The organism is Thermosynechococcus sp. B3, from assembly GCF_030323045.1.
GTDB lineage: Bacteria > Cyanobacteriota > Cyanobacteriia > Thermosynechococcales > Thermosynechococcaceae > Thermosynechococcus.
In genome coordinates this window covers 1,239,485-1,264,959 of record NZ_CP097584.1, presented here as the reverse complement: position 1 = coordinate 1,264,959, position 25,475 = coordinate 1,239,485, and the positions used below count along the sequence as shown (strand labels likewise).

Sequence of the window (25,475 nt, the reverse complement as noted above, 5' to 3'; positions counted from 1 at the left end):
AGACCCATGCAGCAGCGGATTAAGGATATTCTTCATCAAGGTCAAGTGGGCGATCGCGTCACCGTCAAGGGCTGGGTGCGCACCAAACGCGAACTCAAGGAATGTACGTTTGTCAACGTCAACGATGGCTCAACCCTAGCCGGATTGCAGGTGGTCATTCCCAACACTGTGGCAGCAGCAACGCCAGCCATTAAAGACCTGACCACAGGGGCTGCCGCAGAATTCAGTGGCGAACTGGTGCGTTCTCCCGGCAAAAACCAAACCATTGAACTCCATGCCCAGCAGATTCACCTTTGGGGCAGTGCCGATCCAGAAACCTATCCCCTGCAAAAAAAACGCCACAGCTTTGAATTTCTACGCACCATTGGTCATCTCCGGCCGCGAACCAATACCCTAGGCGCAGTGATGCGAGTGCGCAATGCCTGTGCCACTGCCATTCACCAATTTTTCCAAGAGCGGGGATTCCTGTGGGTACACACCCCGATCATTACCGCCAGCGACTGTGAAGGGGCTGGGGAACTCTTTACCGTCACCACCCTGGATTTAGCGCAGCCACCCAAAACCCCAGAGGGGAATATTGACTTCAGTCAGGACTTTTTTGGCCGCCGTGCCTACCTGACGGTGAGTGGCCAACTGGAGGCAGAAATTATGGCCACGGCATTTACCAATGTCTATACCTTTGGCCCCACCTTCCGCGCTGAAAACTCTAACACCTCGCGGCATCTAGCCGAGTTTTGGATGGTGGAGCCAGAGATGGCCTTCTGTGACCTGATGGGAGATATGGAACTGGCGGAGGCCTTTTTGCAGTTTGTCTTTCGCTATGTCCTTGACCACTGCAGTGAGGATATGGCCTTCTTTCAGGAGCGGATTGATAATAGCGTCATGGCCACCGCCGAACAGATGGCAACTCAACCCTTTGCCCGCCTCAGCTACACAGAAGCCATCCAAGTGCTGGAAAAAAGTGGTCGCGCCTTTGAATTTCCCGTGGCTTGGGGGTTGGACTTGCAGTCGGAGCATGAACGCTACCTCGCCGAGGAATACTGCCAACGCCCGGTGATTGTCTATGACTATCCCGCCAATATTAAAGCCTTCTATATGCGCCTCAATGATGATGGCAAAACGGTGGCTGCCATGGATGTCCTTGCCCCGAAAATTGGTGAGATCATTGGTGGCTCCCAGCGGGAAGAGCGCTTTGAGGTGTTACAGGAGCAGATTGTCCGCCGTGGGCTAGACCCTGCCCCCTACTGGTGGTACTTGGATTTGCGCCGTTATGGCAGCGTCCCCCATGCCGGCTTTGGTTTAGGATTTGAGCGGCTGGTGCAGTTTATGACGGGGATGGATAATATCCGTGATGTCATTCCCTTTCCTCGTACACCGGGGAATGCGGAGTTCTAACTCAGGGGGCTTGCTGTGCCTCAAAATAGCGGCCAATCGTTTCCACGTCCTTGTCGCCGCGTCCTGAACAGTTAATGACAATGCGCGGCTGCCCCGTTAATTGCGGGCATAGCGTTTCCAGATAGGCCAAGGCATGGGCGGTTTCGAGGGCAGGGAGAATGCCTTCCAACTGGGTAAGACGCACACAGGCAGCCACGGCCTCAGCATCGGTGACACTGTAGTATTCGGCACGGCCAATGTCCTTGAGGTAGCTGTGCTCTGGCCCGACGCCCGGATAGTCTAAACCGGCACTGATGGAGTGGGCCTCAACCACCTGACCATCGGCATCCTGCAAGAGATAGCTCATGGCACCGTGGAGTACCCCCACTTCCCCTTTGGTCAGGGTGGCAGCATGGTGACCCGTGTCCACCCCTTGACCCGCAGCTTCAACACCAATTAAGCGCACTTGAGGTTCCTCGACAAATTCATGGAAGAGTCCCATGGCATTGGAGCCGCCGCCAACACAGGCGAGCAGAATATCGGGCAGCCCGCCCCATTTCTCAAGGCACTGCCGCCGCGTTTCTGCCCCAATGACGGCATGGAATTCCCGCACTAGCATTGGGTAGGGATGGGGCCCCGCCACTGAACCCAAGATGTAATGGGTGGTTTCAACATTGGTTACCCAATCGCGAATCGCTTCGGAGGTGGCATCTTTTAGGGTGCCTGTGCCTGCACTGACGGGGGTCACTTCTGCTCCCAATAGGCGCATCCGCAGCACATTTAACCGCTGCCGCTCCATATCCTGTACCCCCATGTAAATCACACATTGGAGGCCAAAGCGGGCACACACTGTTGCTGTAGCTACTCCATGCTGACCGGCACCTGTTTCCGCAATAATGCGCTGTTTGCCCATGCGTTTGGCAAGCAGGACTTGCCCGAGGGCGTTGTTGATTTTGTGGGCACCCGTATGGTTGAGGTCTTCCCGTTTTAGATAGATCTGGGGTTGGGCTTGATCATGGGCATAGTGGGCACTGAGGCGTTCGGCAAAGTAGAGGGGACTGGGACGACCAACGTAGTCCCGCAGCAGTTGCTGAAATTCTGCTTGGAATTCAGGGTCTTGGCGATAGTGGGCAAAGGCCGCCTCCAATTCACTGAGGGCGGGCATCAGCGTTTCGGGAACATACTTGCCACCAAAGCGACCAAAGCGACCACGGGGATCGGGGCGAGCAGCGGCACTGAGGGCAGCAGAGGGGGCAACAGTCACGGGCAAAGTCCTTTTTTCATCAAGGGTTCCTTATGTGATTGTGCCACGCTAGGGGCGGGAACGGCGGGCAGTGCCTAGGGGATTGAGCCACTCCAACAGACACTCCTCCAGAATCTGCATTTCCGGAAAGAGACTTTGCTTGATCCACTGGCCGACGGCATCTAGGGGAGAAAATTCTGCGCCGACTTGCCACTTGAGTCCTTGGCTGAGGGGGGTGAGGTGATTCCCCGGTAGCTTCAAGGCAGTGACCATATCGCCAAATTTGGCTCTGAGGAGACTGCGCAGGCGGGCTGTTTGGTCAATATCGTCCTCTTGGAAACGGATCAAGAGATTACGGCGCACAGGATAGCGCTCTTGAATCAGTTTTTCGGTTTCTGTCGGGCTGGGACTGAATTCGACACCCACGGGGGCAAGGTTTTCTATCCAAGGAATGGATTGACTGGCGGGGTAGTTGTTGAAGGCCATGAATATATTCCCAGCGCGATCGCCATCGTAGAGGCTATTGATCAGCAGGTGGAGCTTGCAGCCCATACTGTGTCCCAAACCATAGATGGGCAATGCCGCTGGGTAGCCGCGGCGATAGATCAACCAATCAAGGGCATAGTCGAGTTTATTCAGCACATCGAGGGCGATCGCCCCATGATCAAAGGTGTTCACAAAGGGCGTGGCAATAATGCCATAGCCCGCCTCCGCTAGGTGCTCCAACAAGCGCCGATAGGTCAATTGCGGTGCCGCTGCCACAAAAGCTCCCCCCAGAAAGTGAATCCACCCCAAGGGACGCTGGGGAAGACACAGCCAACTGCCGCGAACCTCTTGCCACTCCAAAATCCAGTCACTCCAAAAATGCCTAACTGACTGTAATCTAGCGAATACGGGAAATGCAGTGGTACAGGACACGTGATGATTGCAACAGTTATCGGCATAGGGGCAGCCGCCCTAGGATTCCTAGCCCTTTTGGTGGCGATCGGTTTGGAAGGGCGGTATCGCCAGCGGCCAGCCCATCCCCTTGAAGTGATCCGTGCCACTTGGAATCTGGAAATCTATGAGCCAACCCACTACCGTTTTGTCGGGCTATTGGGACTGAGCAACCCCCACCGTGGCCTTGAGGTGATGGTGCCAGACTTACGGGCAGAGGTGGTGCTATTGTCCGATGGCCGTGTCGATATGATTCAGACGGATGTGCAGGTCATCCCCCGCCACCCGGAGCCAGAGTTTCCCCCCCGTGCCGATGGCTATTGGTTTGCCTATATCGTCAAGTCCACCAAGCAAACGAATGTCGAGATTTGTGTGGATTTGCAGGGAATTGGCGTGAGCGAGGTCAAGGCTGCTTGGGTCAAGATTCACTACATTGCCTATGGCCCCCATGGTCGCTTCCTGAAAACCCATCATGAATTTATCCCCCTCAAGTTTCCGGCCACGGGAAATACAGGTGTGTGGCGACAGGCGGAGGGATGTCAGGTACTCCCCATTCGCACCCATTTACTGACGCCGTTGGATATTCCCCTAGAGGTACTCAATCGCTACGTCATGCCCCATGCCCAAGCAGGTGATATTGTCGCAATTGGTGAAACCCCCATTGCCATTATTCAAGGCCGCCTCAAAGATCCTGCCCAACTGCGCCCCGGCTGGGTAGCAACGCGGGTGTGCCAGTTCTTCTTGCCGACTTCCAGTTTGGCAACGGCCTGTGGCATGCAAGCCTTGGTCGAGGAAGTGGGAGCGCTACGGGTGCTGTTGGCCTTTTTGGGGGGGGCGATCGCCAAAGTCTTTGGTCACAAGGGCGGATTTTATCAATTGGCCGGCGAACAAGCTCGCCTCATTGACGATGTGACAGGTACTCTGCCCCCCTACGATCAATTTATTGTTATGGGACCTGTTAACCCCCAAGCCGTCGTGGAGGATCTGGCAGCAAAAACGGGTTTGGGCATCGCCATTGTGGATGTTAACGACCTAGGGGCAGTCAAGGTGCTTGCCGCTAGCCAAGGAGTCTCCCCTCACTTCCTCACGACTGCTCTGAAGAAAAACCCCGCCGGTAATGCCGATGAGCAAACACCCATTGTCTTAATCCGGCCTTGCGGTGTTTCTCCGAGCTCGACTGAGGGTTTCCTAGACAAGATGCATTAGCTCTTATGGCCAACCGTTTCCATTAGTTCGGCTGGGAAAGAATCCCAGCACACTTGAAACAACTGCCCCAGTCTCAACTCTTTGATGTTTCCATTTGTTCGGCTGGGAAAGAATCCCAGCACTCTTGTCCTGAGCATGACGTTAAACTGCATCCGTGTTTCCATTTGTTTGGCTGGGAAAGAACCCCAGCACCTTAATCTGCAGCAGTATCCACAACGTCTAAGCGTTGATACTCTGCTGGAAGCCACAGCAAAGACTGCCATGACTCCGAATAATTTAGGAGTACGTGCTTGTCAGCTTGGAGTTGCAATAAACTGATGATCTTTCCTTGTAATCCCCTAGGAAGCTTCCGAAATGCCGATGAGGTCATATTGGCAATATCACTCCAGCCTGTTTTGTCAATCAAGGTTCCGTCCCGGCTGAATTGAATGGACGGTGCCCAGTCAGACGGCAACTTGCCGTCTTTCAAAATCGCGTAAAGAATTTTGGAAGAGCTTGGTAGAAAGAACCCTAAAGGAATAAAAGTCATTTTTTGAACAAAACGCTCGTCAAGCCTAGAATAGGATGCCAAATTTGCTCCACTGTAGCGACTGTAGAGTGGGACAACAACTTCTGTGGCAAGCGTTTTCAGGGTAATAGGTGGTGATGCAGTAGCCCGTTGAAGGACTTCTCTGGCAAATAAATCATCCATATCCAACTCCAAAAGTAATAGGTGGTGATGCAGTAGCCCGTTGAAGGACTTCTGAGAATATTCCCATAATGTTTCTCCAAAAAAATAAACTCGATTTCTATTTGTTCGGCTGGGAAAGAATCCCAGCACTAACTAGTTTTAATTAATTAATTAACTAACTAGGCGTTTCCATTTGTTCGGCTGGGAAAGAATCCCAGCACCTGCTGCCCCTGAAGCGGTTGCCCCTGAAGCGGTTTCCATTTGTTCGGCTGGGAAAGAATCCCAGCACGCCAACCTCGTGTTGCAGATTCTTGTAGCGATCGACCTTTCCATTTGTTCGGCTGGGAAAGAATCCCAGCACTGTTCTCGAGGTGGTTCCCCAATACCGGGAGTTTCGCTTTCCATTTGTTCGGCTGGGAAAGAATCCCAGCACGAGGAAGGTATTCCCATTGGAATTCTAAATTTAACCTTTCCATTTGTTCGGCTGGGAAAGAATCCCAGCACAAGAGTGTAGATTAATTTTCTACACTCACGTCCTGAGGTTTCCATTTGTTCGGCTGGGAAAGAATCCCAGCACGGTAATAGATTTTTTAGAAAACCATAACAAAAAAGTTTCCATTTGTTCGGCTGGGAAAGAATCCCAGCACAACAAGTTTGCAACCCGCCTACGGGCAAAAAGCTTGTTTCCATTTGTTCGGCTGGGAAAGAATCCCAGCACAAAGGGGATGTAATGTTGTATTGTAATCCAACTCATGGTTTCCATTTGTTCGGCTGGGAAAGAATCCCAGCACCTTACTTAAAAGAACCTCAACCTATTGAAGTTCACCCGTTTCCATTTGTTCGGCTGGGAAAGAATCCCAGCACTAGCAAAAAAGGCGAATATTTTATACTTGTTATCTAAGTTTCCATTTGTTCGGCTGGGAAAGAATCCCAGCACCTGCGGTGCCAAATACGTATACCAAAAAGAGCACAAGTTTCCATTTGTTCGGCTGGGAAAGAATCCCAGCACTCTTTAAGAGCCTCAACAAGCTCTGGACTTCGAGCGTTTCCATTTGTTCGGCTGGGAAAGAATCCCAGCACGAGGAAGGTATTCCCATTGGAATTCTAAATTTAACCTTTCCATTTGTTCGGCTGGGAAAGAATCCCAGCACAAGAGTGTAGATTAATTTTCTACACTCACGTCCTGAGGTTTCCATTTGTTCGGCTGGGAAAGAATCCCAGCACGGTAATAGATTTTTTAGAAAACCATAACAAAAAAGTTTCCATTTGTTCGGCTGGGAAAGAATCCCAGCACAACAAGTTTGCAACCCGCCTACGGGCAAAAAGCTTGTTTCCATTTGTTCGGCTGGGAAAGAATCCCAGCACAAAGGGGATGTAATGTTGTATTGTAATCCAACTCATGGTTTCCATTTGTTCGGCTGGGAAAGAATCCCAGCACCTTACTTAAAAGAACCTCAACCTATTGAAGTTCACCCGTTTCCATTTGTTCGGCTGGGAAAGAATCCCAGCACTAGCAAAAAAGGCGAATATTTTATACTTGTTATCTAAGTTTCCATTTGTTCGGCTGGGAAAGAATCCCAGCACCTGCGGTGCCAAATACGTATACCAAAAAGAGCACAAGTTTCCATTTGTTCGGCTGGGAAAGAATCCCAGCACTCTTTAAGAGCCTCAACAAGCTCTGGACTTCGAGCGTTTCCATTTGTTCGGCTGGGAAAGAATCCCAGCACTTCTCACTTTAGATGAAAGAATACAACCCTCACGTTTCCATTTGTTCGGCTGGGAAAGAATCCCAGCACCATGGGTTTCAAAACCTTTTGAATTGGAAGGGTATTTTCCATTTGTTCGGCTGGGAAAGAATCCCAGCACACTATTTGCCAGACAAATTCAAGCAGCTAACGTTTGAATTTTCCATTTGTTCGGCTGGGAAAGAATCCCAGCACGCATTCAGCGTACGCACAACCGAAATTCGCCCAAAAGGCGATTTTCCATTTGTTCGGCTGGGAAAGAATCCCAGCACCTAAAGAATTATCGCCATCTAAGGCAGCTAATGCTCTTTCCATTTGTTCGGCTGGGAAAGAATCCCAGCACTGCTCTTGAGCAGCAGGATAAGATTTTCACTTTGGCTTTCCATTTGTTCGGCTGGGAAAGAATCCCAGCACTTGGAATACGCTGATCAAGCAACTTTGCAGCGGTTACTTTCCATTTGTTCGGCTGGGAAAGAATCCCAGCACCCGCCAATAGGGGGTTATTTTTGGCCACCGTTTCACGCACCTTTCCATTTGTTCGGCTGGGAAAGAATCCCAGCACATTATGGACATTTACTATATCAAGCTCAGCGAAAACCTTTCCATTTGTTCGGCTGGGAAAGAATCCCAGCACTAGATTTGCAGTGGAACCAACTGTACTATTTGCCAGACTTTCCATTTGTTCGGCTGGGAAAGAATCCCAGCACTCAAGTTACGCCTGAGGCTATTAGCTATTTGAATACTTTCCATTTGTTCGGCTGGGAAAGAATCCCAGCACAAAGAATCCCTCTTAAAAACGAGCTTGTCAAGATTAACTTTCCATTTGTTCGGCTGGGAAAGAATCCCAGCACTTATAATAACCATAACTTTCTTTTATAATACTAATACTTTCCATTTGTTCGGCTGGGAAAGAATCCCAGCACTGCGCCTTCCTAGAAGGTGCTCTACGACTACTATAGCACAGGTCATTTTCAAGCACCTAGAGAGGATCATTTTTTTGTTTTTGTAAATTTTTTAGATCCGCAGGGTCACAGGATGTGAAAGTCACTCTGGAACTGAATTTCGGGAAAATTCAAGCACCTCCAAATCTGTTAGAAATTGCTCAAAGCGTTGTGGAGACTGGGTTTGAGAAAATTGCCAAGCTGAGAGGATATTTTTGTCCAGAGGTGCTTGCATGGCTGCCGCCATCGGCTAACCACTGCCCCTTTGACTTGAGCACTAAAGACGAATGGCTAAAGCAATGACGCCAAAAGCAATGAGGAGCACACCGCTCACAGGGGTAATCCAACTCGACCACTGCCGCAGTGCCAAGAGCTTTTGCAAGGCACCGCTAAATACTCCGACTAAAATCAGCGGCGCGACATACCCTGTTGTATACGCCAACAGCAGGCCAGCCCCCACCACTAGCTTTTGGGTTGTGGCCACCCATGCCAGCAGCGTTGCCAAGACCGGCGTACTACAGGGTGCTGCCACAAGGCCAAATGTTGCCCCTAGGGTATAGGCTTGCAATCCCGCAGGAACCCGATCCGGCAGTTCCTCTAGGAAGCGACTGCGGGGAAAGCTCAGGGGCAAGGCATTGAGCAAGTTTAAGCCCATGGCGATCGCCACCAAGCTCACCACGATCGTTAACCCCCAGCCCACCTGACCGTAGATGCGACCAGCAACAGCAGCAATCATCCCCAACAGGGTTAAGGTGGTTGCGAGGCCAAGGGCAAACCAAAGAGACTGGCGCAAGACGGAGCTATTTTGCTTTGTGGCGTAGCCGGCGATGTACCCGACAGTAATTGGCAGCATCGAAAGGGTGCAGGGAGTCAGACTTGTGAGCAGTCCCGCCAAAAAGATAATCCCCACACTCATGACGCTGAGACTGCTCAGTTGACCACTCACCCATTGGTTTGCCCACTGTTCTAGTTGATAGAGTTGGAGCGTTAAGCTGGCCATGGCATCAAAGGTTAAAGGCAACAGGGGGACCCGCCGTCACAATCACCAATCGCTCTGGATCAAGGAGATCGCGTAGAGCTTGATTCACTTGCTCTAGAGTCACCGCTTGCAAGCGATCGCTAAACTGTTGTAATTCCGCCGGCGGTAAGCCCACACTGGCATTTCCCAACAGCGTCCGTGCCACCACATCGACATTGGCTAATTCCACAATGTAGGTATTGCTGAGGCTGCGCTTGGCCGCATCGAGTTCGGCAGCAGTGAATCCTTGGCGGCGCGCCTCCCGCAGGAGTTGCAGCGTGGCCTGAATGGCCTTGGCGGTATCTTCGGGAGCCGTTTGCAGTTGGATGATAAAAGGCCCTGCCTGACGACTGGCACTAAAGAAGCTATAGATGCCGTAGGTCAAGCCTTGGCGATCGCGAATCTCTGTGCCCAAGCGACTGGCCAGCGTGTCTCCCCCTAGGATGTGATTCATCAGCATCGCTGCGTAGAAGCGAGAATCGCGGCGATCGATCCCCGGCGCCCCCAGATAGGTAATCGCTTGGCTCTTACCGGCAATCACCGCATTCTTAAAGAGGGTTTGCTCGGGCGGTGAAACTGCAGGAAAGGTTAGGGACAGGGGATCCGTTTGGGGTTGCCACGAGCCAAAAATTTCATTGAGGCGCGATCGCACCTCCACTGGGTCAAAATCTCCCACGAGGGTCAAAATCGTGTGATCGGGGGTATAGGCCGCCCGATAAAAGTTCAACAGGTCTGGGCGTTGAATCGCCTGTACAGATTCAGGAGTGGCAAAGGGATGCAGGGGATGATTGGCGGGATAGAGGGTTTCTTGCAGGACGCGGCGCCCCCAGCGCACAGGATCATCCGCCTCAAGGCTCAGAGCCGTGAGATAGCGTTGTTGGCTGAGCTTAAACTCCGGTTCTGGGAAGGTGGCTTCTTGAAGGACTTCACCAAGGGTTTGCAACAGCGTGGGCAGTTCACTGGCCAAGGCATAGCCCTCAATATCCACTCCATCGCGGAAGGCACTGAATTCTAGGCTAATGCCACGATCCTCAAGGGTTTGTGCCAGCGTCAGGGCATTTTTGCGCCGCGTGCCATTGAGGAGATTGGCAGCAGTGAGGTGGGCCACCCCCGGTTGTGTCAATAGATCGTAGGCTGTTCCTGCGTCAATGCGCCCCGCCAGCGTAATGGTTGGTGTACTGCGATCCACGAGTAAGAGCACCCGCAGGCCATTTTTCAGGGTAAAGGTTTCCACCCCATTATTTTTGACCTCAGGGGCAGCCTGCCCACTCCCTTGGGGTAAATAGGCGGCAATGGTTTGCGGATCCACTGGCTCACCGACAAGATTATGGGCGGTGGTTTGGGCACCCGGCCGACCTGAAAGCTCAACATCGGCAAATTCACTGGGAATAAATTCCCCCACAATCCAGCGATCGCGCCCAAAGTAGGTTTGCACCACTCGTTGAACATCCGCAGCCGTGACTTTTTCAATGGCCGCAAGGTGGCGATCGCTAAAGCGATAATCTCCCGTCAGGGTTTCATCATTAGCCAATTGACTGGCTTGGGCATCAATGTCACGATTGCGCAGGATAAAATTGGCCTTGAGCTGTTGCTTAGCCCGTTGCAGTTCAGCGGCGCTCAAGGGATGCTCTGCCAGTTGGTTCAGAATCTGGCCAATGGTCTGCTCAATCGTCTCAAGGGATTGCTCCGGGGCCGCGATCGCGCCAATTTCAAACCAGCCCCCCGCCTGTAACGCGGCCACATAGGAGTAGGCCGAACTGGCTTGACCCGTTTCCATCAATTCCTGATACAAGTACGAACTGCGTCCGCCACTGAGGAGCATATCCAGCACATCCAAGGCCGCCTGATCTGGATGGGTCATCGCTGGAATGGGTACCAAAATCTGTAATAGCGGCGCACTCCCCGGTTCTGTGAGGCGAATTCGCTGGGCTTGACCTGCCGTTGGCGGCGGTAATGAAGGAGACTTTAGAGGGTCGGTTGGCCGAGGAATCTGCCCAAAGGTTTTCTTGACCAGTTCCAGTGCCCTTGGGGGACGAACATCGCCAGCAATCACCACAACGGCATTATCGGGGCGATAGTACTGGTGATAAAAACTCTTCACCGCTGGCAGCGTAAACTGCTCCACATCACTGGCCGTTCCCCCCACTGGCAAGCCGTAGGGATGGTGGGGATAGAGGGCGGCCATCACGGCTCGACTGAGGCGATATTCAGGACTATTTTCATAGCCTTGCAGCTCCGAGATCACCACCCGTTTTTCACTCTCAAGGGCCTCGGGGGTCATCAGGATATTGCGCAGGCGATCGGCTTCAAGGATCAGCAGTGGTTCTAGTTGGTCAGCGCGCACCGTATGGTGGTAGGCGGTCATGTCGTAGCTGGTAAAGGCATTGGAAGCACTGCCAAGGGCATAAAACAACTGACCAAACTGGACGGGACGGCTCTTGGTGCCCTTAAACATCAAATGCTCCAGTTGGTGGGCAATCCCATTTTCTCCCTTGGGTTCATGGCGAGAACCAACGCGATACCACACCTGTAAACTCACAACGGGTGCTGTGGGAATCTCTTTGATCAGCACCGTGAGGCCATTGTCTAAAACGGTTTTGGTTACACCACTACCGAGTCCTTCTACCGTGTGCAGGGGAAAAATCACCGCCAAACTGGTACTCAAGAGCATCAAGCCAATAAATAATAAGATTTTAACGAATCGTGGAACTAGCCCTAGGGTCATCGTTGTAGTTAATTCCCTTGGTGGGCGATCGCGCTCACAAGTGGTGTAATCGCCGGGGAAAGACTCGCCAGAACCACGACCGATGCTGCCGCAATAATAATCGTTGTTGCCATCCGCACCATGGCATCGGTGCCCCGCTGATAGACCTCAAACTTATACTCTTGATTTTTCACCTGAGTGGCCAACTCACTCACATCCCCTTGCAGTTTGTGCACATCAGTTTGGAGCTTTTCGACATCCGTTTGTAGTTTTTCGACATCGGTGCCGAGCTTCTCCACATCTACACGCAGCGCCTGCAACTCGCTGAGTACCTTGGCTTGAAATTCCTGCTCGCTCATCCTACACATTCTCTGCACCACCTCATCTTCATTCTGGCAGAGAATGCCAACCGCCACCTAAGGTAGAAAGCGCAGGAATTTTTTCTTACCCACTTGCAGCACTTGGTTCACATAGGGTTCCGGTGCCGTGAGGGTAAAGTCCACATCCGTAACTTTTTCGCCGTTGAGACGCACCCCACCCCCTTGGATCTGTCGGCGCGCTTCGCTGCTACTGGGGCAGAGCTTGGTGTGACTGAGCACATAAGTCAGCTTCACAGGAAACTGAAACTCCCCAAGGGAATACTCTGGAATCGATCCCGCCTGTGCCGTTTGCCCTTGGGTGACGATCGCGGCTAGTTCCGCTTGGGTTTGCAGGGCGAGATCGCGCCCATGGTACTGACTCACGACTTCTAGGGCCAAGGCCTTCTGGCGATCGCGGGGATTGGGGGGTAAACTGTCCAAGGGCAAATCCGTGAGCAACTCAATGTATTGGTTCACCAAGGCATCGGGAATTTTTTCCAGCTTGGAGTACATACTGGCTGCCGATTCCGTAAGCGCCACATAGTTGCCAAGGGACTTCGACATTTTCTGTACTCCGTCCGTGCCCACTAGGATCGGCATCAGCAGACCAAATTGCACGGTGGGCAAGCGAAAATGGCGCTGTAAATCGCGACCGACAGCAATATTGAACTTTTGATCCGTCCCCCCCAACTCGACATCTGCGGCCACCGCCACCGAATCATAGCCCTGCATGAGGGGATAGAGAAACTCATGGAGAAAAATGGGCGTTTCCTTGGCGTAGCGTTCGGCAAACCCCTCCTTGGCCAGCATTTGGCCAACAGTCATCGTTCCCAGTAGCTCAAGAATTTTCCGCAAGTCCAGTTTAGCGAGCCACTCCGAGTTGTAGCGAATTTCTAAGCGGCCGGGGGTCTCAAAATCCAAAATGGGTTTCACCTGCTCAAGGTAGGTTTGCACATTGGCAGCCACTTCTTCGGGGCTGAGTTGTTTGCGCACCTCGGACTTTCCTGTGGGATCGCCAATTTGAGCCGTAAAGTCACCAATAATCAGTACGGCACAGTGACCCGCATCCTGAAACTGCCGCAGCTTGCGCAGCACAATACTGTGGCCAAGGTGAATTTCGCTGCCGGTGGGATCAATGCCAAGCTTAACCCGCAGCGGGCGCTCCGTTTGCCGCAAATAGGCCCAGAGATTTTCTTCGGGTTTGGTGGAATCAGGGACATGGGGAAACGTTTCGACAACGCCGCGCTGGAGCCGGGCAATTGTGGCCTCAAGATCTGAAGACATCATGGAATTGGGCTGGGACATTTTCTGGTCTAGGATGGCTATGATAGCAATCAATTGCGATCGCGGGGCAATTTTGCCATCCCTTACTTTTATTCCAATAAAAAAATCATATACGAAGTAAAAAATAATTGGCGTAAGGAAGCGACTGTCGTGTCCACCACTACCCTTGGCAAACACCCCTCCCAAACTCGCCCCCAGGATGAAAACTTCTGGCATGGGGTCCTGCGCATTGCTAACCGTACCTTCCTTGTGGGGATGACCTTTGGTTGTGCGGCGATCGGCGGGGGACTGCTGGGCTTGGCGATTAGCTTTCGGAATTTGCCGGATGTGCGATCGCTGCGGGGCTACATTCCCAGTGAAACGACGCACATTTACGATGTCAAGGGCACCCTCCTTGTCAGCCTTCACGATGAAGAAAACCGCGAAGTCGTTCCCCTCAGCGAAATTTCCCCCAATTTGAAGCTGGCTGTAATGGCCATTGAAGACAGTAGTTTCTACCAGCATCGCGGTATTAATCCCATTGGTATTTCCCGTGCCTTGATGGTCAACCTCACCTCGGGGCGTACCGTACAGGGTGGCTCTACCCTGACGATGCAATTGGTGAAAAATCTCTTTTTGTCTCAAGATCGCTCCATTAGCCGTAAAGTGGCTGAGGCTGTTCTGGCCATGCGCCTCGAGCAGATCTTCAGCAAAGATGAAATTTTGGAGATGTACCTCAATCAAGTCTATTGGGGACACAATACCTACGGCGTACAAACCGCAGCCCAAAGCTACTTCAAAAAAAATGCCGCTGATCTCACGCTTGCCGAAGCCGCCATGATGGCTGGCATTATTCAAGCGCCCGAGGCCTATAGCCCCTTTGTGGATTTTGACCTCGCCAAGGAACGGCAGCAGTTGGTGCTGGATCGGATGGTGGAATTGGATTGGATCACCCCCCAAGAGGCCGCTGCCGCTGCCCAAGAACCCATCAAGCTAGGGGAAATTACCTCCTTCCAGCGCAGTCGTAGCCCTTGGATTACGGATGCTGTGTTGCAGGAGTTGACCCGCCAATTTGGTCGTGAAGCGGTTATCCGTGGGGGAATGCGGGTACAAAGTAGCCTTGATGTCAAGGTGCAAAAAATGGCCGAAGAGGCAATCCAACGCGGCTATCAAACCCTACGGGGCAGTGGTGTGCGCGCCGATCAGTTGGCCTTGGCGGCAGTAGATCCACGAACGCACTATGTCAAAGCCCTTGTCGGCGGTGTGGACTACAACCGCAGTCAGTTTAATCGCGCCACCCAAGCCATGCGTCAACCGGGGTCTGCCTTTAAGCCCTTTGTCTTTTATGCTGCCTATGCCAGTGGCAAATATACGCCCGATTCTGGAATTAACGACTCACCCGTTAGGTATCGCGATGGCAGTGGGTGGTATGTGCCGCGAAATTACGATGGCTCCTTTATGGGTGGGATGTCTATGCGTATGGCTTTGGCCACGTCCCGCAATATTCCTGCGATTGTTCTTGGCCAAGAGGTGGGCATTGAGCGCGTCATTGAAATTTGCCGTACCCTTGGCATTACCAGTCCCATGCTTCCTGTGGTTTCTCTACCTCTGGGGGCTGTGGATCTAACGCCCTTGGAAATGGCCGCGGCCTATGCCACATTCGCCAACAATGGCTGGCAATCCCCCACCACAACCATCATTCAAGTCACCGATAACAATGGCAATTTGCTCTTGGATCACACACCGCGCCCCAAACTCGTGCTTGATCCTTGGGCCGCCGCCGCCCTAAACAACACAATGCAGAGTGTGATCACCAGTGGCACAGGGACAGCCGCCAACATTGGCCGACCCGCGGCGGGGAAAACAGGCACCACCTCTTCTGAGCGGGATATTTGGTTTGTTGGTTATGTGCCACAACTCTCAGCGGCTGTTTGGGCAGGGAATGACAACTATGCACCCCTCGGGCAGGGGGCAACGGGGGGTGGCTTTATGGCACCCATTTGGCGGGATTTCATGAGTCAGGCACTCAAGGATGTGCCCATCGAAGACTTTACTCCAATGTCGAAGTTCCAGCGACCCAAGCCGCAACGGCAAACAAATTAGCAAACAAATTAGGGATTGGTTTTTGAACTGGGTTCTGCGCCACTGAACCCATTAACACTTGATTTGATCGATTTGATCAGATGGTGCTTGGGCGTTGCAACTCATTTGCAGAAACTTCAGTAAAACTATTGTAATTATTCTCAATAAGCTGGGGTTGTTGCAAATGACACTTGTTGTCGGCTATCATGCAAACCAATATCGGCAGATCAAGCGAATCTTCTATGCCACTTTATACAGCAGCAGCCTTAAAGGCAGAATTGAATGAGAAGGGCTGGCGGTTGACGCCACAGCGAGAAACCATTCTCAATATTTTCCAGAATCTGCCCAAGGGCAATCACCTGAGTGCTGAAGACCTGCACCATGAGTTGCGCAAACAGGGACACTCCATTAGTTTATCCACCGTTTACCGCACCGTAAAGCTGATGTCGCGGATGGGTATTCTGCGGGAGTTGGAACTGGCAGAGGGACACAAGCACTATGAATTAAATACCATGTCCCCGCACCACCATCACCACATGGTGTGCGTGCAATGCAACCGCACAATGGAGTTCGACAATGATACGATTCTCAAGCAGGCTCTGAAGCAGACGGAGAAGTATGGTCTGCAATTGATTGATTGCCAACTGACGATTTACACCATTTGCCCAGAGGCGCTGCGGCGCGGTTACCCCGGACTGCCGGAAAACTGGGTCTGTAGTAGCGCGATCGCCCACGGCACAGAACCCCCCTCGCGGGGTAAATAAGGGATGCGACGACCCTTCGCGATCGCCCTTGTGGGCATAGCTGCTTTGCCCCCTCAGAGCCTAGGGGTTGAGTTTCCCGATGGTCGGGTGGCCTTTGATCAGCCACCCATTTTTGTTGAAGCCAATACCCGCTATCCTCAAGTGTGGCTAACGAATACCACCTACAACTTCATTGTGCAGATACCGACCACCGCAGGCGAACCCCTTGCCCGGCTTGACATTCAACAACTGCCCGGCATTGAGACAATTTACTTTTTGCCCCAACGTACCCGTGCTTTTATCGGCGATCGCTCCCACCAGCCGATTCCCTTGGCCGAGGTGACCTTTGATGGCCATTCAGCGCTGCTCACAGTGACCTTTGATCCCCCTGTGCCACCGGGGTCGTACCTGCGGGTTGAGGTTGCTCCTGTGCGCAATCCCCAATGGGATGGGACGTATCTTTTTGCTGTGACAGCCTTTCCTCGGGGGGGCGATCGCGCCCTAGGTCAAAATATCGGCACGGGTCGCTTGCAGTTTTACCGCAACTCTAATTTTTTCTAACGTGACCGTCTTTGCAACATTACCGCCGCCGCTTCAGCCGGGCGATCGCCTTGCCGTCGCCTTTCCCAGTGGTGTCCTCCGCCAAAGGGAACCTTTTTGGCAGGGAGTGGCCTGTTGGCAAGCTCAGGGCTATGAGGTGATTGTCGATGAGGCGGCCTTTGCCGGCTGGGGCTACCTTGCGGGTGCCGATCAACAGCGGCGCGATCGCCTGCGGCACTTATTGCAAGATAATTCTATTAAGGGTATTCTCTGCGGGCGGGGTGGATTTGGAGCGACTCGTCTGTTGGAGCAGTGGCAGTGGCCAGCGGTATCGCCGAAATGGCTGATTGGTTTTTCGGATATTACGGCTTTGCTGTGGAGCTATGCTAACCAAGGGGTGGCCGGTGTCCATGGCCCAGTACTCACCACGCTGGCGGCAGAACCCCTTTGGAGTCAGCAGCGGCTTTTTGATCTGGTGCGGGGCAAACCCCTAGAGCCGCTCTTGGGAACGGGTTGGGGGGGCGGTGTGGTGCAGGGTCGTCTTTTGGTGGGGAATTTAACAGTCGCGACTCATTTACTGGGGACGCCTGATTGTCCTTCTTTTGAGAATGTGATCTTGGCTCTAGAGGATGTGGGTGAAGCCCCCTATCGCATTGACCGCATGTTGACGCAGTGGCGCTGCAGTGGTGTGTTGCATCAGATTCAGGGGATTGCCCTCGGTCGTTTTAGTCGCTGTGAGGATCCGACCACCCAACCCAATTTTCGGCTGATTGAGGTGTTGCAGGATCGCTTAGGGGATTTGGGGCTTCCCATTGTCAGTGACTTGCCCTTTGGTCATGAGGGGGTGAACGCTGCCTTACCTGTGGGAGTCGCAGCAGAGTTGGATGGCGATCGCGGCTCTTTGCGGCTATTGCTCTGACCCAAAATCAAAATACCACCTCTGCCAGTGCCGAGATTGGTAAAAACTAATCCCACTCATAAGCAGAAGGCGATCGCTGGCAAACAATGAAATGAAAATTCGAGTGATAAGATATGGGGGATTCCATCAAGGCGCGTAAAGAGTTATGGATTTGGTGACACTGGCCGGACAGCTGAATGCAGGCACCATTTTGCCGGAAACCATCGTGATTGTGACGCTGCTCGTCGTCCTCCTAGCAGATTTGATTCAGGGACGCCAAGCCGATCGCTGGACCCCCTACTTTGCCATTGTCGGTTTAGGGGGAGCGATCGCCACGATGATTCCCCTGTGGACTCAGCCCGACACCGTCAGTTTCTTTGGCAGCTTTATTTCTGATCACCTCAGCCTCTTCTTCCGGGGACTGATTGCCCTTTCAGCCTTGGGCACGATTCTCATGTCCATTCGCTATGTTGAGCAAACGGGCAGTTCCCTCGGCGAATTTATGACGATTCTGTTGACCGCCACGGTGGGTGGCATGTTCATTGCCGGTGCCCAAGAACTGGTGTTTATCTTTGTGGCGCTAGAGACCCTGAGTATTGCCTCCTATCTGCTCACCGGCTACACCAAGCGCGATAGCCGCTCCAACGAAGCCGCCTTGAAATATCTCCTGATTGGTGCGGCCAGTTCTGCCATTTTCCTCTATGGATCGTCACTGTTGTATGGCCTCTCCGGTGGGTACACCCAATTACCAGAAATTGCCCAAGCTCTCTCTGCGGAATCCTTGGGTCTGGTGGTGGCCTTAGTGTTTGTTATTGCTGGCATTAGTTTCAAAATTTCAGCAGTGCCCTTTCACCAATGGACGCCCGATGTTTATGAGGGTGCCCCTACGCCTGTGGTTGCCTTTCTCTCCGTTGGCTCCAAAGCGGCTGGGTTTGCCCTTGCCATTCGCTTTTTGACCTTGGCCTTCCCCAGTGTCACCGATCAGTGGCAACTCATCTTTACGGTGCTGGCGATCCTCAGCATGATTCTCGGCAATGTGGTTGCCCTTGCCCAAACCAGCATGAAGCGGATGCTCGCCTACTCCTCCATTGGGCAGGCGGGGTTTGTGATGATTGGTTTTGTCGTTGGCACTGAGGCAGGTTATGCCAGTATGCTCTTTTACCTGCTGGTGTACCTCTTCATGAACCTTGGCGCCTTTACCTGTGTGATTCTCTTCTCCCTGCGCACGGGTACCGATCAAATTAGTGAGTATGCCGGCCTCTATCAAAAAGACCCCCTGCTCACCCTCGGCCTGAGCCTCTGTCTGCTTTCTCTGGGGGGGATTCCTCCCTTGGCCGGCTTTTTTGGCAAAATTTACCTCTTCTGGGCGGGTTGGCAAGCCGGTGCCTATGGTCTGGTGCTGCTGGGTCTATTAACGAGTGTGATCTCGATTTACTACTACATTCGTGTTGTCAAGATGATGGTAGTCAAGGAACCCCAAGAAATGTCCCTAGCTGTGCAAAATTATCCCGAGGTTTCTTGGTCAACCTTTGGCATGCGTCCTTTGCAGGTGGGTCTAGTGATGACGGTGATTGCCACCTCCTTGGCGGGTATCTTGGCCAATCCCCTCTTTAACTTGGTGAATACGGCAGTACTAGATGTGCCCCAAGTGGCTCATCAACCGACGGCGATCGAGGTGGCCTACCAAAGCCTACCGCCGGCAGGTAAATCTTAAGGATGACTTTAGTACCATCCCCGATCTATCCCCCTAGAATCAAGGGGAAGCTATGCTAGGACAAATCACAGTGGTGGAATTAGCGCAACGCCTAGCCACAGAGGCGGATACCTTGCAACTCATTGATGTGCGGGAACCAGAGGAGTGGGCGATCGCCCATCTTCCTCACTTTACGCCTTTGCCCTTGAGTGCGTTTCCCCAATGGTCGCCCCAAATTTGCCAGCTCTTTGATCCAGATCGGGAAACCTTGGTACTCTGCCACCACGGTGTGCGATCAGCGCAAATGGGTCACTGGTTGATTCAGCAGGGATTCCGTAATGTGAAAAACATTGTCGGTGGTATTGATGCCTATGCTGCGGCAGTGGATCCAACCCTACCCCGTTATTAGTTGATTGCCTTGGGAGAGTTTTCATGACCTTGAAAGTCGGTATTAATGGCTTTGGCCGCATTGGCCGCTTGGTGCTACGGGCGGGTCTCGCCTACGACAATATTCAGTTTGTCGGCATTAACGATCTCGTGCCTGCGGATAACCTTGCCTACCTCTTTAAGTACGATTCCACCCACGGCATCTATCCGGGAACCGTCAAGGCCACGGCAGAGGGCATCGAAATTGATGGTAAGTTCATTCCCTGTACGGCCATTCGCAATCCCGCAGAACTGCCTTGGGGATCGGTTGGCGCCGACTACATTGTTGAATCCACTGGCCTATTTACTGGCTATGAGGGGGCGGCTCAGCATCTTCAGGCCGGTGCGAAACGAGTGGTGATTTCAGCCCCCACCAAGGATGCCGATAAGGTGAAAACAATTGTCGTCGGTGTTAATGATGCGGCCTTTGATCCAGCGGTGGATGTGATTGTCTCCAATGCCAGTTGCACCACGAATTGCTTGGCACCGGTGGCGAAGGTACTACATCAAACCTTTGGGCTAGCTGAGGGCTTAATGACCACGGTGCACTCTGTTACCGCAACCCAACCGACGGTGGATGGTCCTAGTAAGAAGGATTGGCGCGGCGGCCGCGGGGCTGGCCAAAATATTATTCCCGCCTCTACCGGCGCTGCTAAAGCGGTGACACTGGTGTTGCCCGAACTCAAGGGCAGGTTGACGGGGATGGCCTTTCGCGTACCCACACCCGATGTGTCGGTGGTGGATTTAACCTTCAAAACTGAGAAGGCCACGAGCTATGACGAGATTTGTGCGGCAATGAAGGCAGCGGCTGAGGGGGATCTCAAGGGGATTCTCGGCTATACCGAAGAGGCGGTTGTCTCCAGTGATTTTATCGGTGATGGCCGCTCCAGTATCTTTGATGCCACAGCGGGGATCCAACTCAATGCCAATTTCTTTAAGGTGGTGGCTTGGTACGACAATGAGTGGGGCTATTCCTGCCGTGTGGTAGATCTCCTCAAATTGATGGCCGCTAAGGATGGTCTGCTCTAGCGACCCAAGTCATGGAGACGGTGGATCACTTCGCAGCAGTGCTGTGTGACTGCTTCTAGGGCAGCGCGATCGCCCGAAGCTGGGGGCGGAATGGGAGCACCAATGCGCACTGTAATGGGAACGGGTCGGGGAAATCCACCTTTTTTGAGAATCTCTTGGGTTCCCCAAAGGCATACGGGCAATAAAGGCGCCTGAGCTTTGGCGGCAATGAGTGCTGCCCCCAATTTCGGATCATAGATGCGCCCATCTTTCGTGCGCGTGCCCTCCAAAAAGACCCCCACTGCCCAACCCTGTTCTAGAGCTTTGAGGGCGGCCTGCAATGCGCGGCGATCGCCAGCTCCCCGCTTCACAGGATAGGCACCGTACCACCGAATCAATGTCCGAAAAATGGGAATCTGGAATAATTCCTCCTTGGCCATCCAAGCCACCGGTCGGCGCACACAGTTAGAAATCAGGGGTGGATCAAAGTAGCTGGCATGATTGGCTACCACCACCAGTGGCCCTCGCAGCGGTACCTGATGGGCACCATAGATGCGCCCGCGAAAGTAGGTGTGCAGGAGTGGACTCACCACTGACCATTTGAAAAGATGGTAGAGGAGCAGGCTGATCAGCGGCTCGCGATCGCGACTCACCCAAGGCTCTCCAAACTAGCGATCGTGGCAATGCTGGTAACGGTGATCTCTGGGGTCGTGCGTTTAACCAAGCCTGCCAATACGTTGCCGGGACCAATTTCAAAGGCTTGGGTCACCCCCGCTGCCGCAAGGGCATGACAGGTGTCCACCCACCGCACAGAGCCGGTCATCTGCGATTGCAACCGTGCCTTGATCACCGCTGCATCCGTTGTCGGTTCAGGTTCGACATTATTCAAAACGGGAAAGATCGCCTCGTGGAAGGTGCACTCCTCCAGCAGCGTGGCAAATGTGGCTGCCGCCTCCGCCATAAACGGGGAATGAAAAGCCCCACTCACATTCAAGGGAACCGTTCGCTTCACCTTAATTTTGCCTAGCACCGCGTCCACCGCTGCCGGCAGCCCCGAAATCACCACCTGCCCCGGATGGTTATCATTGGCCAGAACCACATTGGCTGTGCTGGCGATCGCCTCTTGCAACTGCTCGCGGTCAAAGCCAATCAAGGCCACCATCTTGCCCCCCCCAGCGGCATTCATCAGTTCGGCTCGCCGCTGCACTAACTTCAGTCCTGTTGTAAAGTCAAAAACCTCCGCCGCATAGAGGGCAACATATTCGCCGAGACTATGCCCCGCAACAAAGTCCGCTTTTGCCCCCTGTTCCTTGAGGGCATCCACAAGCAAGCTCTCCACCAGAAACAAACTCGGCTGGGTATAGAGGGTTTGATCTAAGTTACCGATACGACCTGCACAGCACTCAATGACCGACCACCCCAAAATCGCCGCTGCCTGTGCGCACCGCTCCTCGGCTGGGGGATAGGCCGTCAGCAAATCCGCCATCATTTCTGGATGTTGCGACCCTTGGCCGGGAAATAACCATGCTGTCTTTGTCATCGGCAGTGCTCAACTCGAACCGCAATCTACTTTACCCGATTTGGGATGTCCGTTATACTAGAAAATTGTCGATAAAAATCTGCCCCTTTTATCTCCATAGGCTGACATGATTAAACTGCGTCTCAAACGCTACGGCAAAAAACGGAACGCCACCTATCGGATTGTGGCGATGAACAATACCGATCGCCGCGATGGGCGTGCCCTCGAAGAATTGGGCTTCTATGATCCGATCCGTGATGAAGTGCGCCTCAAGGAAGAGGCTATCAAGCGGCGTTTGGCGCAGGGCGCACAACCCACAGATACCGTGCGGCGGCTGTTTGTCAAAGCAAATCTTCTCCCCGAAACTGCCAAAAAATAGGCAATGACTGAGTCGGCTGCCCCCAACTACGCTGCCTTGATTCGCTTCCTGCTGGAACCCTTTATGGAAGCACCGGAAACGCTACGGCTGCATGCGGAATTTTCCCCTGCCAATTCTCGCATCTGGGTACGCCTTGCCTTTGCTGGCGAGGATAAGGGACGGGTCTATGGCCGTGGCGGTCGCAATCTCCATGCCATTCGAGCAGTTCTACAGGCTGCTGCCCAAGCCGCCGGTCAGCAGGTTTACCTAGATGTCTATGACGATGCCAAAAGTACGCCTAAAATAGATCATCAAGGGAGCGATCGCCCCCGGCGATTCCGTCGTTCTTATCCATCATCAAGGAGGCAAAGTTAGCGCGTGTCTGAAGTGCGTTTAGGTGAAAACGAATCTATTGAGTCCGCTCTACGGCGATTCAAGAAAAAAATCCAAAAAGCGGGCATTCTTTCGGAAGTCAAACGGCGTGAACGTTACGAGAAACCCAGCCTGCGCCGCAAACGCAAACAGGAGGCCGCCCGCAAGCGCAATCGCTAAGCCTTGGGTATGACCACGAGGGAAAGCCTCACGATTGACCTCCACAGCACTGAGAGTGCGATCGCCCTTGTCGGTGAGCAAGAAGCCAACCTGCGCATCTTTGCCGCCCAAACAGGGGCGACCCTTGTTTTAAGGGGGCGGGATCTCTACATCACTGGTACCCCTGCTCAAATCCAACTCTGCCAACAACTGATTCAAGACCTCGGTACCCTCTGGCGCGAGGGGCGTCCTGTGTCTGGGGTAGATATTCTCACCGTCCGCCATGCCTACGACACCCAGCAGCGGGAAGCCCTCCAAGAGCTGCAACAGGATATTCTGGCTCGCACCCGTCGCGGCGACATTATTCGTGCCAAAACCTTTCGCCAGCGCCAGTACATTCAAGCCATTCGCAGCCACACACTCACCTTTGGCATTGGGCCAGCGGGCACCGGCAAAACCTTCTTGGCCACCGTTCTAGCCGTCCAAGCGCTACTGTCGGGTACTTATGAGCGGTTGATTTTGACACGGCCTGCGGTGGAAGCAGGGGAGCGGCTCGGCTTTTTGCCGGGAGATTTACAGCAAAAAATTGATCCCTATTTGCGTCCCCTCTACGATGCTCTCTACGAACTAGTGGAGCCAGAGAAAATTAGTAACCTGATGGAGCGGGGGGTGATTGAAGTGGCTCCCTTGGCCTATATGCGAGGGCGTACCCTCAATAATGCCTTTGTCATCCTCGATGAGGCCCAGAACACCACCCCTGCCCAGATGAAAATGGTCTTGACCCGCATTGGTTTTAACTCCTGCTTGGTGGTAACGGGGGACTTGACACAAACCGATCTACCAGAACATCAAACCTCCGGCCTCAGTGTGGCCACGAAAATTCTCAAAGATGTCGAAGGGATCGCGTTTTGTTATCTAACCAAGGGGGATGTGATTCGCCATCCCCTTGTCGAGCGAATTATTGATGCCTACGATCGCCATGAGCAGGCCTTGCTTACTAAGTCAAAAGAGCGCGCATCTGGGCGTAGCGATCGCTCAGCCAAGGCCAATTAACCACCTGCCACCAAGCCTCTAGGTACTGATCGCGACGGTTGCGATAGGTCAGGTAGTAGGCATGCTCCCACAAATCATTGCCCAAGATCGGCACTTGCCCTTGCATCAGCGGCGAATCTTGGTTCAGTGTGGTGGTAATGGCCAGATTTCCTTGGGGCGTCAGCACAAGCCAGACCCAGCCACTGCCAAAGTGCTTTAGACCTGCCTGCTGAAACTGGGTTTGAAACGCTGAGAACGAGCCAAAGGTGGCTGCAATTGCTGTGGCCAGCTCCCCCGTGGGTTCACCGCCCCCATTCGGTGCCATACTTTGCCAAAAGAGGGAATGGTTGGCATGGCCGCCGCCGTGGTTGCGCACGGTTTGTTGAATGGCGGTGGGTAGTTGGCGAATGTGGCGCAGTAAATCCTCAATAGGTAGCCCCTGCCATTGCCGGTAGGGCGTCAGTGCCTTGTTCAGCGTCTTCACATAGGCCGCATGGTGTTTGTCGTGGTGTAGCTGCATCGTCTGCGCATCAATCACTGGCTCTAGGGCATCGTAGCCGTAGGGCAAAGGCGGCAGCGTATAAATTTCTGACGGCTCACCTTCAGCCACGGCTGGGCGCGATCGCAACCAGAGTGTAGCGGCACTGCCGACGAGAAGGCCAAGGGTTTGACGACGGGTTAGGGGCATAGCGAGTACGTGAAATGTTCCCGCTAATAGTTTAAGTCTTTAAGTTCCGCAGGATTATTCTTGGCGCAGTAGGAGTTGTTGAGCTTGGCTGGGTGTCAGGAGTTGGCCATCCACTTCAATTTGCAGCACCTTGTCAGCGGATGGTTGCAGCGTCGTACTGGCCTCACGGCGGTCTTTAGAACGCCACTGATTTTGCCAAAGGCGGTTCATTTCCGAGGATTCAAAGCCAGTGGTCGGGGAAATGGGATTAAAGATCGGGGGCAGGGGAGTCGCCAACGTGGCCAAGGGATAACATATCCCCAGCAACACCACGCTCAGCAGCAGTGGACGAGTCATAAGTCAATACCTCTTGGGAGCGATCGCAAATAATTTTTACAGTAGGCTTCTTCTAACCGCTTATTTTTTTCACCAAGGTCAGCCCTCATTCTTATTATATCCTCTGGAACTAAAGTCCTTTTTGGGTTTTTTCCCTCGTACTGAAGCGTTGAGGCTACCAAG

General features: G+C 53.1%; 24 protein-coding genes and 1 CRISPR repeat array. Of the genes, 13 read left to right on the top strand and 11 right to left on the bottom strand.

All coding sequences use genetic code 11. The annotated features are described in order from the left end of the window. The first annotated feature begins 6 nt into the window (after nucleotides 1-6). On the top strand, nucleotides 7-1,395 hold the full coding sequence (gene asnS, locus M0646_RS06435) for an asparagine--tRNA ligase (protein WP_286649973.1): 1,389 nt from the start codon (nucleotides 7-9) through the stop codon (nucleotides 1,393-1,395). A gap of 1 nt (nucleotide 1,396) precedes the next feature. On the opposite strand, the gene trpB is transcribed toward asnS, so the two are convergent. Together trpB and M0646_RS06425 are read right to left on the bottom strand one after the other, a co-directional pair. Beyond that, nucleotides 1,397-2,638: a tryptophan synthase subunit beta gene (trpB, locus tag M0646_RS06430; protein WP_286649972.1), complete on the bottom strand. Its 1,242-nt coding sequence runs from the start codon at nucleotides 2,636-2,638 to the stop codon at nucleotides 1,397-1,399. Between the two features lie 48 nt (nucleotides 2,639-2,686). Then, nucleotides 2,687-3,463: a DUF1350 family protein gene (locus tag M0646_RS06425; RefSeq protein ID WP_286627093.1), complete on the bottom strand. Its 777-nt coding sequence runs from the start codon at nucleotides 3,461-3,463 to the stop codon at nucleotides 2,687-2,689. A 75-nt stretch (nucleotides 3,464-3,538) separates the two neighbouring features. Here M0646_RS06425 and M0646_RS06420 point away from each other — a divergent pair, with 75 nt between their 5' ends. Continuing rightward, entirely contained in the window at nucleotides 3,539-4,759 is a 1,221-nt protein-coding gene (locus M0646_RS06420) for a F420-0:Gamma-glutamyl ligase (RefSeq protein WP_190278271.1), read from the top strand. 193 nt (nucleotides 4,760-4,952) lie between these two features. Here M0646_RS06420 and M0646_RS06415 read toward each other — a convergent pair whose 3' ends face one another. The 5 genes from M0646_RS06415 to tyrS all read right to left on the bottom strand — a co-directional run bounded on the left by M0646_RS06415 (nucleotide 4,953) and on the right by tyrS (nucleotide 13,480). After that, nucleotides 4,953-5,450, bottom strand: coding sequence for a hypothetical protein (locus M0646_RS06415; RefSeq protein ID WP_286627092.1), 498 nt, complete (start codon nucleotides 5,448-5,450; stop codon nucleotides 4,953-4,955). A 94-nt stretch (nucleotides 5,451-5,544) separates the two neighbouring features. Then, nucleotides 5,545-8,097: direct repeats of the CRISPR family, unit length 35 nt; unit sequence TTTCCATTTGTTCGGCTGGGAAAGAATCCCAGCAC. Between the two features lie 295 nt (nucleotides 8,098-8,392). Further along, nucleotides 8,393-9,115 carry a cytochrome c biogenesis protein CcdA gene (locus M0646_RS06410; protein WP_149821714.1) on the bottom strand — a complete coding sequence of 241 codons (723 nt, stop codon included), beginning with the start codon at nucleotides 9,113-9,115 and terminating at the stop codon, nucleotides 8,393-8,395. A 4-nt stretch (nucleotides 9,116-9,119) separates the two neighbouring features. Further along, nucleotides 9,120-11,804, bottom strand: a complete 2,685-nt coding sequence (locus tag M0646_RS06405) for a pitrilysin family protein (protein WP_286627091.1) — start codon at nucleotides 11,802-11,804, stop codon at nucleotides 9,120-9,122. Nucleotides 11,805-11,866: 62 nt separating this feature from the next. Then, nucleotides 11,867-12,196, bottom strand: coding sequence for a hypothetical protein (locus M0646_RS06400; RefSeq protein ID WP_286627089.1), 330 nt, complete (start codon nucleotides 12,194-12,196; stop codon nucleotides 11,867-11,869). A gap of 57 nt (nucleotides 12,197-12,253) precedes the next feature. Continuing rightward, complete coding sequence (gene tyrS / locus M0646_RS06395; protein WP_286627167.1) at nucleotides 12,254-13,480, bottom strand: tyrosine--tRNA ligase; 1,227 nt, start codon at nucleotides 13,478-13,480, stop codon at nucleotides 12,254-12,256. A gap of 150 nt (nucleotides 13,481-13,630) precedes the next feature. Between tyrS and M0646_RS06390 the strand changes: the two genes are divergently transcribed. The 7 genes from M0646_RS06390 (at nucleotide 13,631) to gap (ending at nucleotide 20,870) form a co-directional block, all read left to right on the top strand. Then, a complete protein-coding gene (locus tag M0646_RS06390) occupies nucleotides 13,631-15,562 on the top strand; it encodes a transglycosylase domain-containing protein (protein ID WP_149819196.1) in 1,932 nt (643 codons plus the stop codon). 221 nt (nucleotides 15,563-15,783) lie between these two features. Next, on the top strand, nucleotides 15,784-16,305 hold the full coding sequence (locus M0646_RS06385; RefSeq protein ID WP_190278270.1) for a transcriptional repressor: 522 nt from the start codon (nucleotides 15,784-15,786) through the stop codon (nucleotides 16,303-16,305). Between the two features lie 3 nt (nucleotides 16,306-16,308). Then, a complete protein-coding gene (locus M0646_RS06380) occupies nucleotides 16,309-16,845 on the top strand; it encodes a DUF2808 domain-containing protein (protein ID WP_286627088.1) in 537 nt (178 codons plus the stop codon). A 1-nt stretch (nucleotide 16,846) separates the two neighbouring features. Continuing rightward, nucleotides 16,847-17,743: an LD-carboxypeptidase gene (locus M0646_RS06375; RefSeq protein ID WP_286627087.1), complete on the top strand. Its 897-nt coding sequence runs from the start codon at nucleotides 16,847-16,849 to the stop codon at nucleotides 17,741-17,743. 145 nt (nucleotides 17,744-17,888) lie between these two features. Then, nucleotides 17,889-19,436, top strand: coding sequence for an NAD(P)H-quinone oxidoreductase subunit N (locus M0646_RS06370; protein ID WP_286627086.1), 1,548 nt, complete (start codon nucleotides 17,889-17,891; stop codon nucleotides 19,434-19,436). Nucleotides 19,437-19,488: 52 nt separating this feature from the next. After that, nucleotides 19,489-19,824, top strand: a complete 336-nt coding sequence (locus M0646_RS06365) for a rhodanese-like domain-containing protein (RefSeq protein WP_149819186.1) — start codon at nucleotides 19,489-19,491, stop codon at nucleotides 19,822-19,824. Between the two features lie 23 nt (nucleotides 19,825-19,847). Continuing rightward, nucleotides 19,848-20,870: a type I glyceraldehyde-3-phosphate dehydrogenase gene (gene gap, locus M0646_RS06360; RefSeq protein ID WP_286627085.1), complete on the top strand. Its 1,023-nt coding sequence runs from the start codon at nucleotides 19,848-19,850 to the stop codon at nucleotides 20,868-20,870. Here the strand turns inward: gap and M0646_RS06355 are convergent. Both M0646_RS06355 and fabD read right to left on the bottom strand, forming a co-directional pair. Next, nucleotides 20,867-21,502 (bottom strand): 1-acyl-sn-glycerol-3-phosphate acyltransferase, encoded by a 636-nt coding sequence (locus tag M0646_RS06355; RefSeq protein ID WP_286627084.1) that lies wholly within the window; start codon nucleotides 21,500-21,502, stop codon nucleotides 20,867-20,869. The genes gap and M0646_RS06355 overlap by 4 nt on opposite strands. After that, entirely contained in the window at nucleotides 21,499-22,389 is an 891-nt protein-coding gene (gene fabD, locus M0646_RS06350) for an ACP S-malonyltransferase (RefSeq protein ID WP_286649971.1), read from the bottom strand. Before fabD ends, M0646_RS06355 begins: the two co-directional genes overlap by 4 nt. A 106-nt stretch (nucleotides 22,390-22,495) precedes the next feature. Between fabD and rpsP the strand changes: the two genes are divergently transcribed. Genes rpsP through M0646_RS06330 form a run of 4 tightly spaced genes read left to right on the top strand, consistent with a single transcriptional unit; the run spans nucleotide 22,496 to nucleotide 24,310 of the window. Further along, nucleotides 22,496-22,747, top strand: a complete 252-nt coding sequence (gene rpsP, locus M0646_RS06345) for a 30S ribosomal protein S16 (protein ID WP_149819178.1) — start codon at nucleotides 22,496-22,498, stop codon at nucleotides 22,745-22,747. 3 nt (nucleotides 22,748-22,750) lie between these two features. Further along, nucleotides 22,751-23,101, top strand: coding sequence for a KH domain-containing protein (locus M0646_RS06340; protein WP_149819176.1), 351 nt, complete (start codon nucleotides 22,751-22,753; stop codon nucleotides 23,099-23,101). A 3-nt stretch (nucleotides 23,102-23,104) separates the two neighbouring features. After that, nucleotides 23,105-23,278 carry a 30S ribosomal protein S21 gene (rpsU, locus tag M0646_RS06335; protein ID WP_015126245.1) on the top strand — a complete coding sequence of 58 codons (174 nt, stop codon included), beginning with the start codon at nucleotides 23,105-23,107 and terminating at the stop codon, nucleotides 23,276-23,278. Between the two features lie 9 nt (nucleotides 23,279-23,287). Beyond that, nucleotides 23,288-24,310 carry a PhoH family protein gene (locus M0646_RS06330; protein ID WP_149819174.1) on the top strand — a complete coding sequence of 341 codons (1,023 nt, stop codon included), beginning with the start codon at nucleotides 23,288-23,290 and terminating at the stop codon, nucleotides 24,308-24,310. Here M0646_RS06330 and M0646_RS06325 read toward each other — a convergent pair. Together M0646_RS06325 and M0646_RS06320 are read right to left on the bottom strand one after the other, a co-directional pair. After that, nucleotides 24,255-24,977 carry a superoxide dismutase gene (locus M0646_RS06325; protein WP_286627080.1) on the bottom strand — a complete coding sequence of 241 codons (723 nt, stop codon included), beginning with the start codon at nucleotides 24,975-24,977 and terminating at the stop codon, nucleotides 24,255-24,257. The genes M0646_RS06330 and M0646_RS06325 overlap by 56 nt on opposite strands. A 54-nt stretch (nucleotides 24,978-25,031) precedes the next feature. Then, nucleotides 25,032-25,313: a hypothetical protein gene (locus M0646_RS06320; RefSeq protein ID WP_286627079.1), complete on the bottom strand. Its 282-nt coding sequence runs from the start codon at nucleotides 25,311-25,313 to the stop codon at nucleotides 25,032-25,034. Between the last annotated feature and the right edge of the window lie 162 nt (nucleotides 25,314-25,475).

Bases quoted from the DNA above. Each gene is read 5' to 3' on its own strand.
- asnS (WP_286649973.1), top strand. From the start codon at position 7: ATGCAGCAGCGGATTAAGGATATTCTTCATCAAGGTCAAGTGGGCGAT.
- M0646_RS06420 (WP_190278271.1), top strand. From the start codon at position 3,539: ATGATTGCAACAGTTATCGGCATAGGGGCAGCCGCCCTAGGATTCCTA.
- M0646_RS06415 (WP_286627092.1), bottom strand. From the start codon at position 5,450: ATGGATGATTTATTTGCCAGAGAAGTCCTTCAACGGGCTACTGCATCA.
- M0646_RS06410 (WP_149821714.1), bottom strand. From the start codon at position 9,115: ATGGCCAGCTTAACGCTCCAACTCTATCAACTAGAACAGTGGGCAAAC.
- M0646_RS06405 (WP_286627091.1), bottom strand. From the start codon at position 11,804: ATGCTCTTGAGTACCAGTTTGGCGGTGATTTTTCCCCTGCACACGGTA.
- M0646_RS06400 (WP_286627089.1), bottom strand. From the start codon at position 12,196: ATGAGCGAGCAGGAATTTCAAGCCAAGGTACTCAGCGAGTTGCAGGCG.
- tyrS (WP_286627167.1), bottom strand. From the start codon at position 13,480: ATGTCTTCAGATCTTGAGGCCACAATTGCCCGGCTCCAGCGCGGCGTT.
- M0646_RS06385 (WP_190278270.1), top strand. From the start codon at position 15,784: ATGCCACTTTATACAGCAGCAGCCTTAAAGGCAGAATTGAATGAGAAG.
- M0646_RS06380 (WP_286627088.1), top strand. From the start codon at position 16,309: ATGCGACGACCCTTCGCGATCGCCCTTGTGGGCATAGCTGCTTTGCCC.
- M0646_RS06370 (WP_286627086.1), top strand. From the start codon at position 17,889: ATGGATTTGGTGACACTGGCCGGACAGCTGAATGCAGGCACCATTTTG.
- M0646_RS06365 (WP_149819186.1), top strand. From the start codon at position 19,489: ATGCTAGGACAAATCACAGTGGTGGAATTAGCGCAACGCCTAGCCACA.
- gap (WP_286627085.1), top strand. From the start codon at position 19,848: ATGACCTTGAAAGTCGGTATTAATGGCTTTGGCCGCATTGGCCGCTTG.
- fabD (WP_286649971.1), bottom strand. From the start codon at position 22,389: ATGACAAAGACAGCATGGTTATTTCCCGGCCAAGGGTCGCAACATCCA.
- rpsP (WP_149819178.1), top strand. From the start codon at position 22,496: ATGATTAAACTGCGTCTCAAACGCTACGGCAAAAAACGGAACGCCACC.
- M0646_RS06340 (WP_149819176.1), top strand. From the start codon at position 22,751: ATGACTGAGTCGGCTGCCCCCAACTACGCTGCCTTGATTCGCTTCCTG.
- M0646_RS06330 (WP_149819174.1), top strand. From the start codon at position 23,288: ATGACCACGAGGGAAAGCCTCACGATTGACCTCCACAGCACTGAGAGT.
- M0646_RS06325 (WP_286627080.1), bottom strand. From the start codon at position 24,977: ATGCCCCTAACCCGTCGTCAAACCCTTGGCCTTCTCGTCGGCAGTGCC.
- M0646_RS06320 (WP_286627079.1), bottom strand. From the start codon at position 25,313: ATGACTCGTCCACTGCTGCTGAGCGTGGTGTTGCTGGGGATATGTTAT.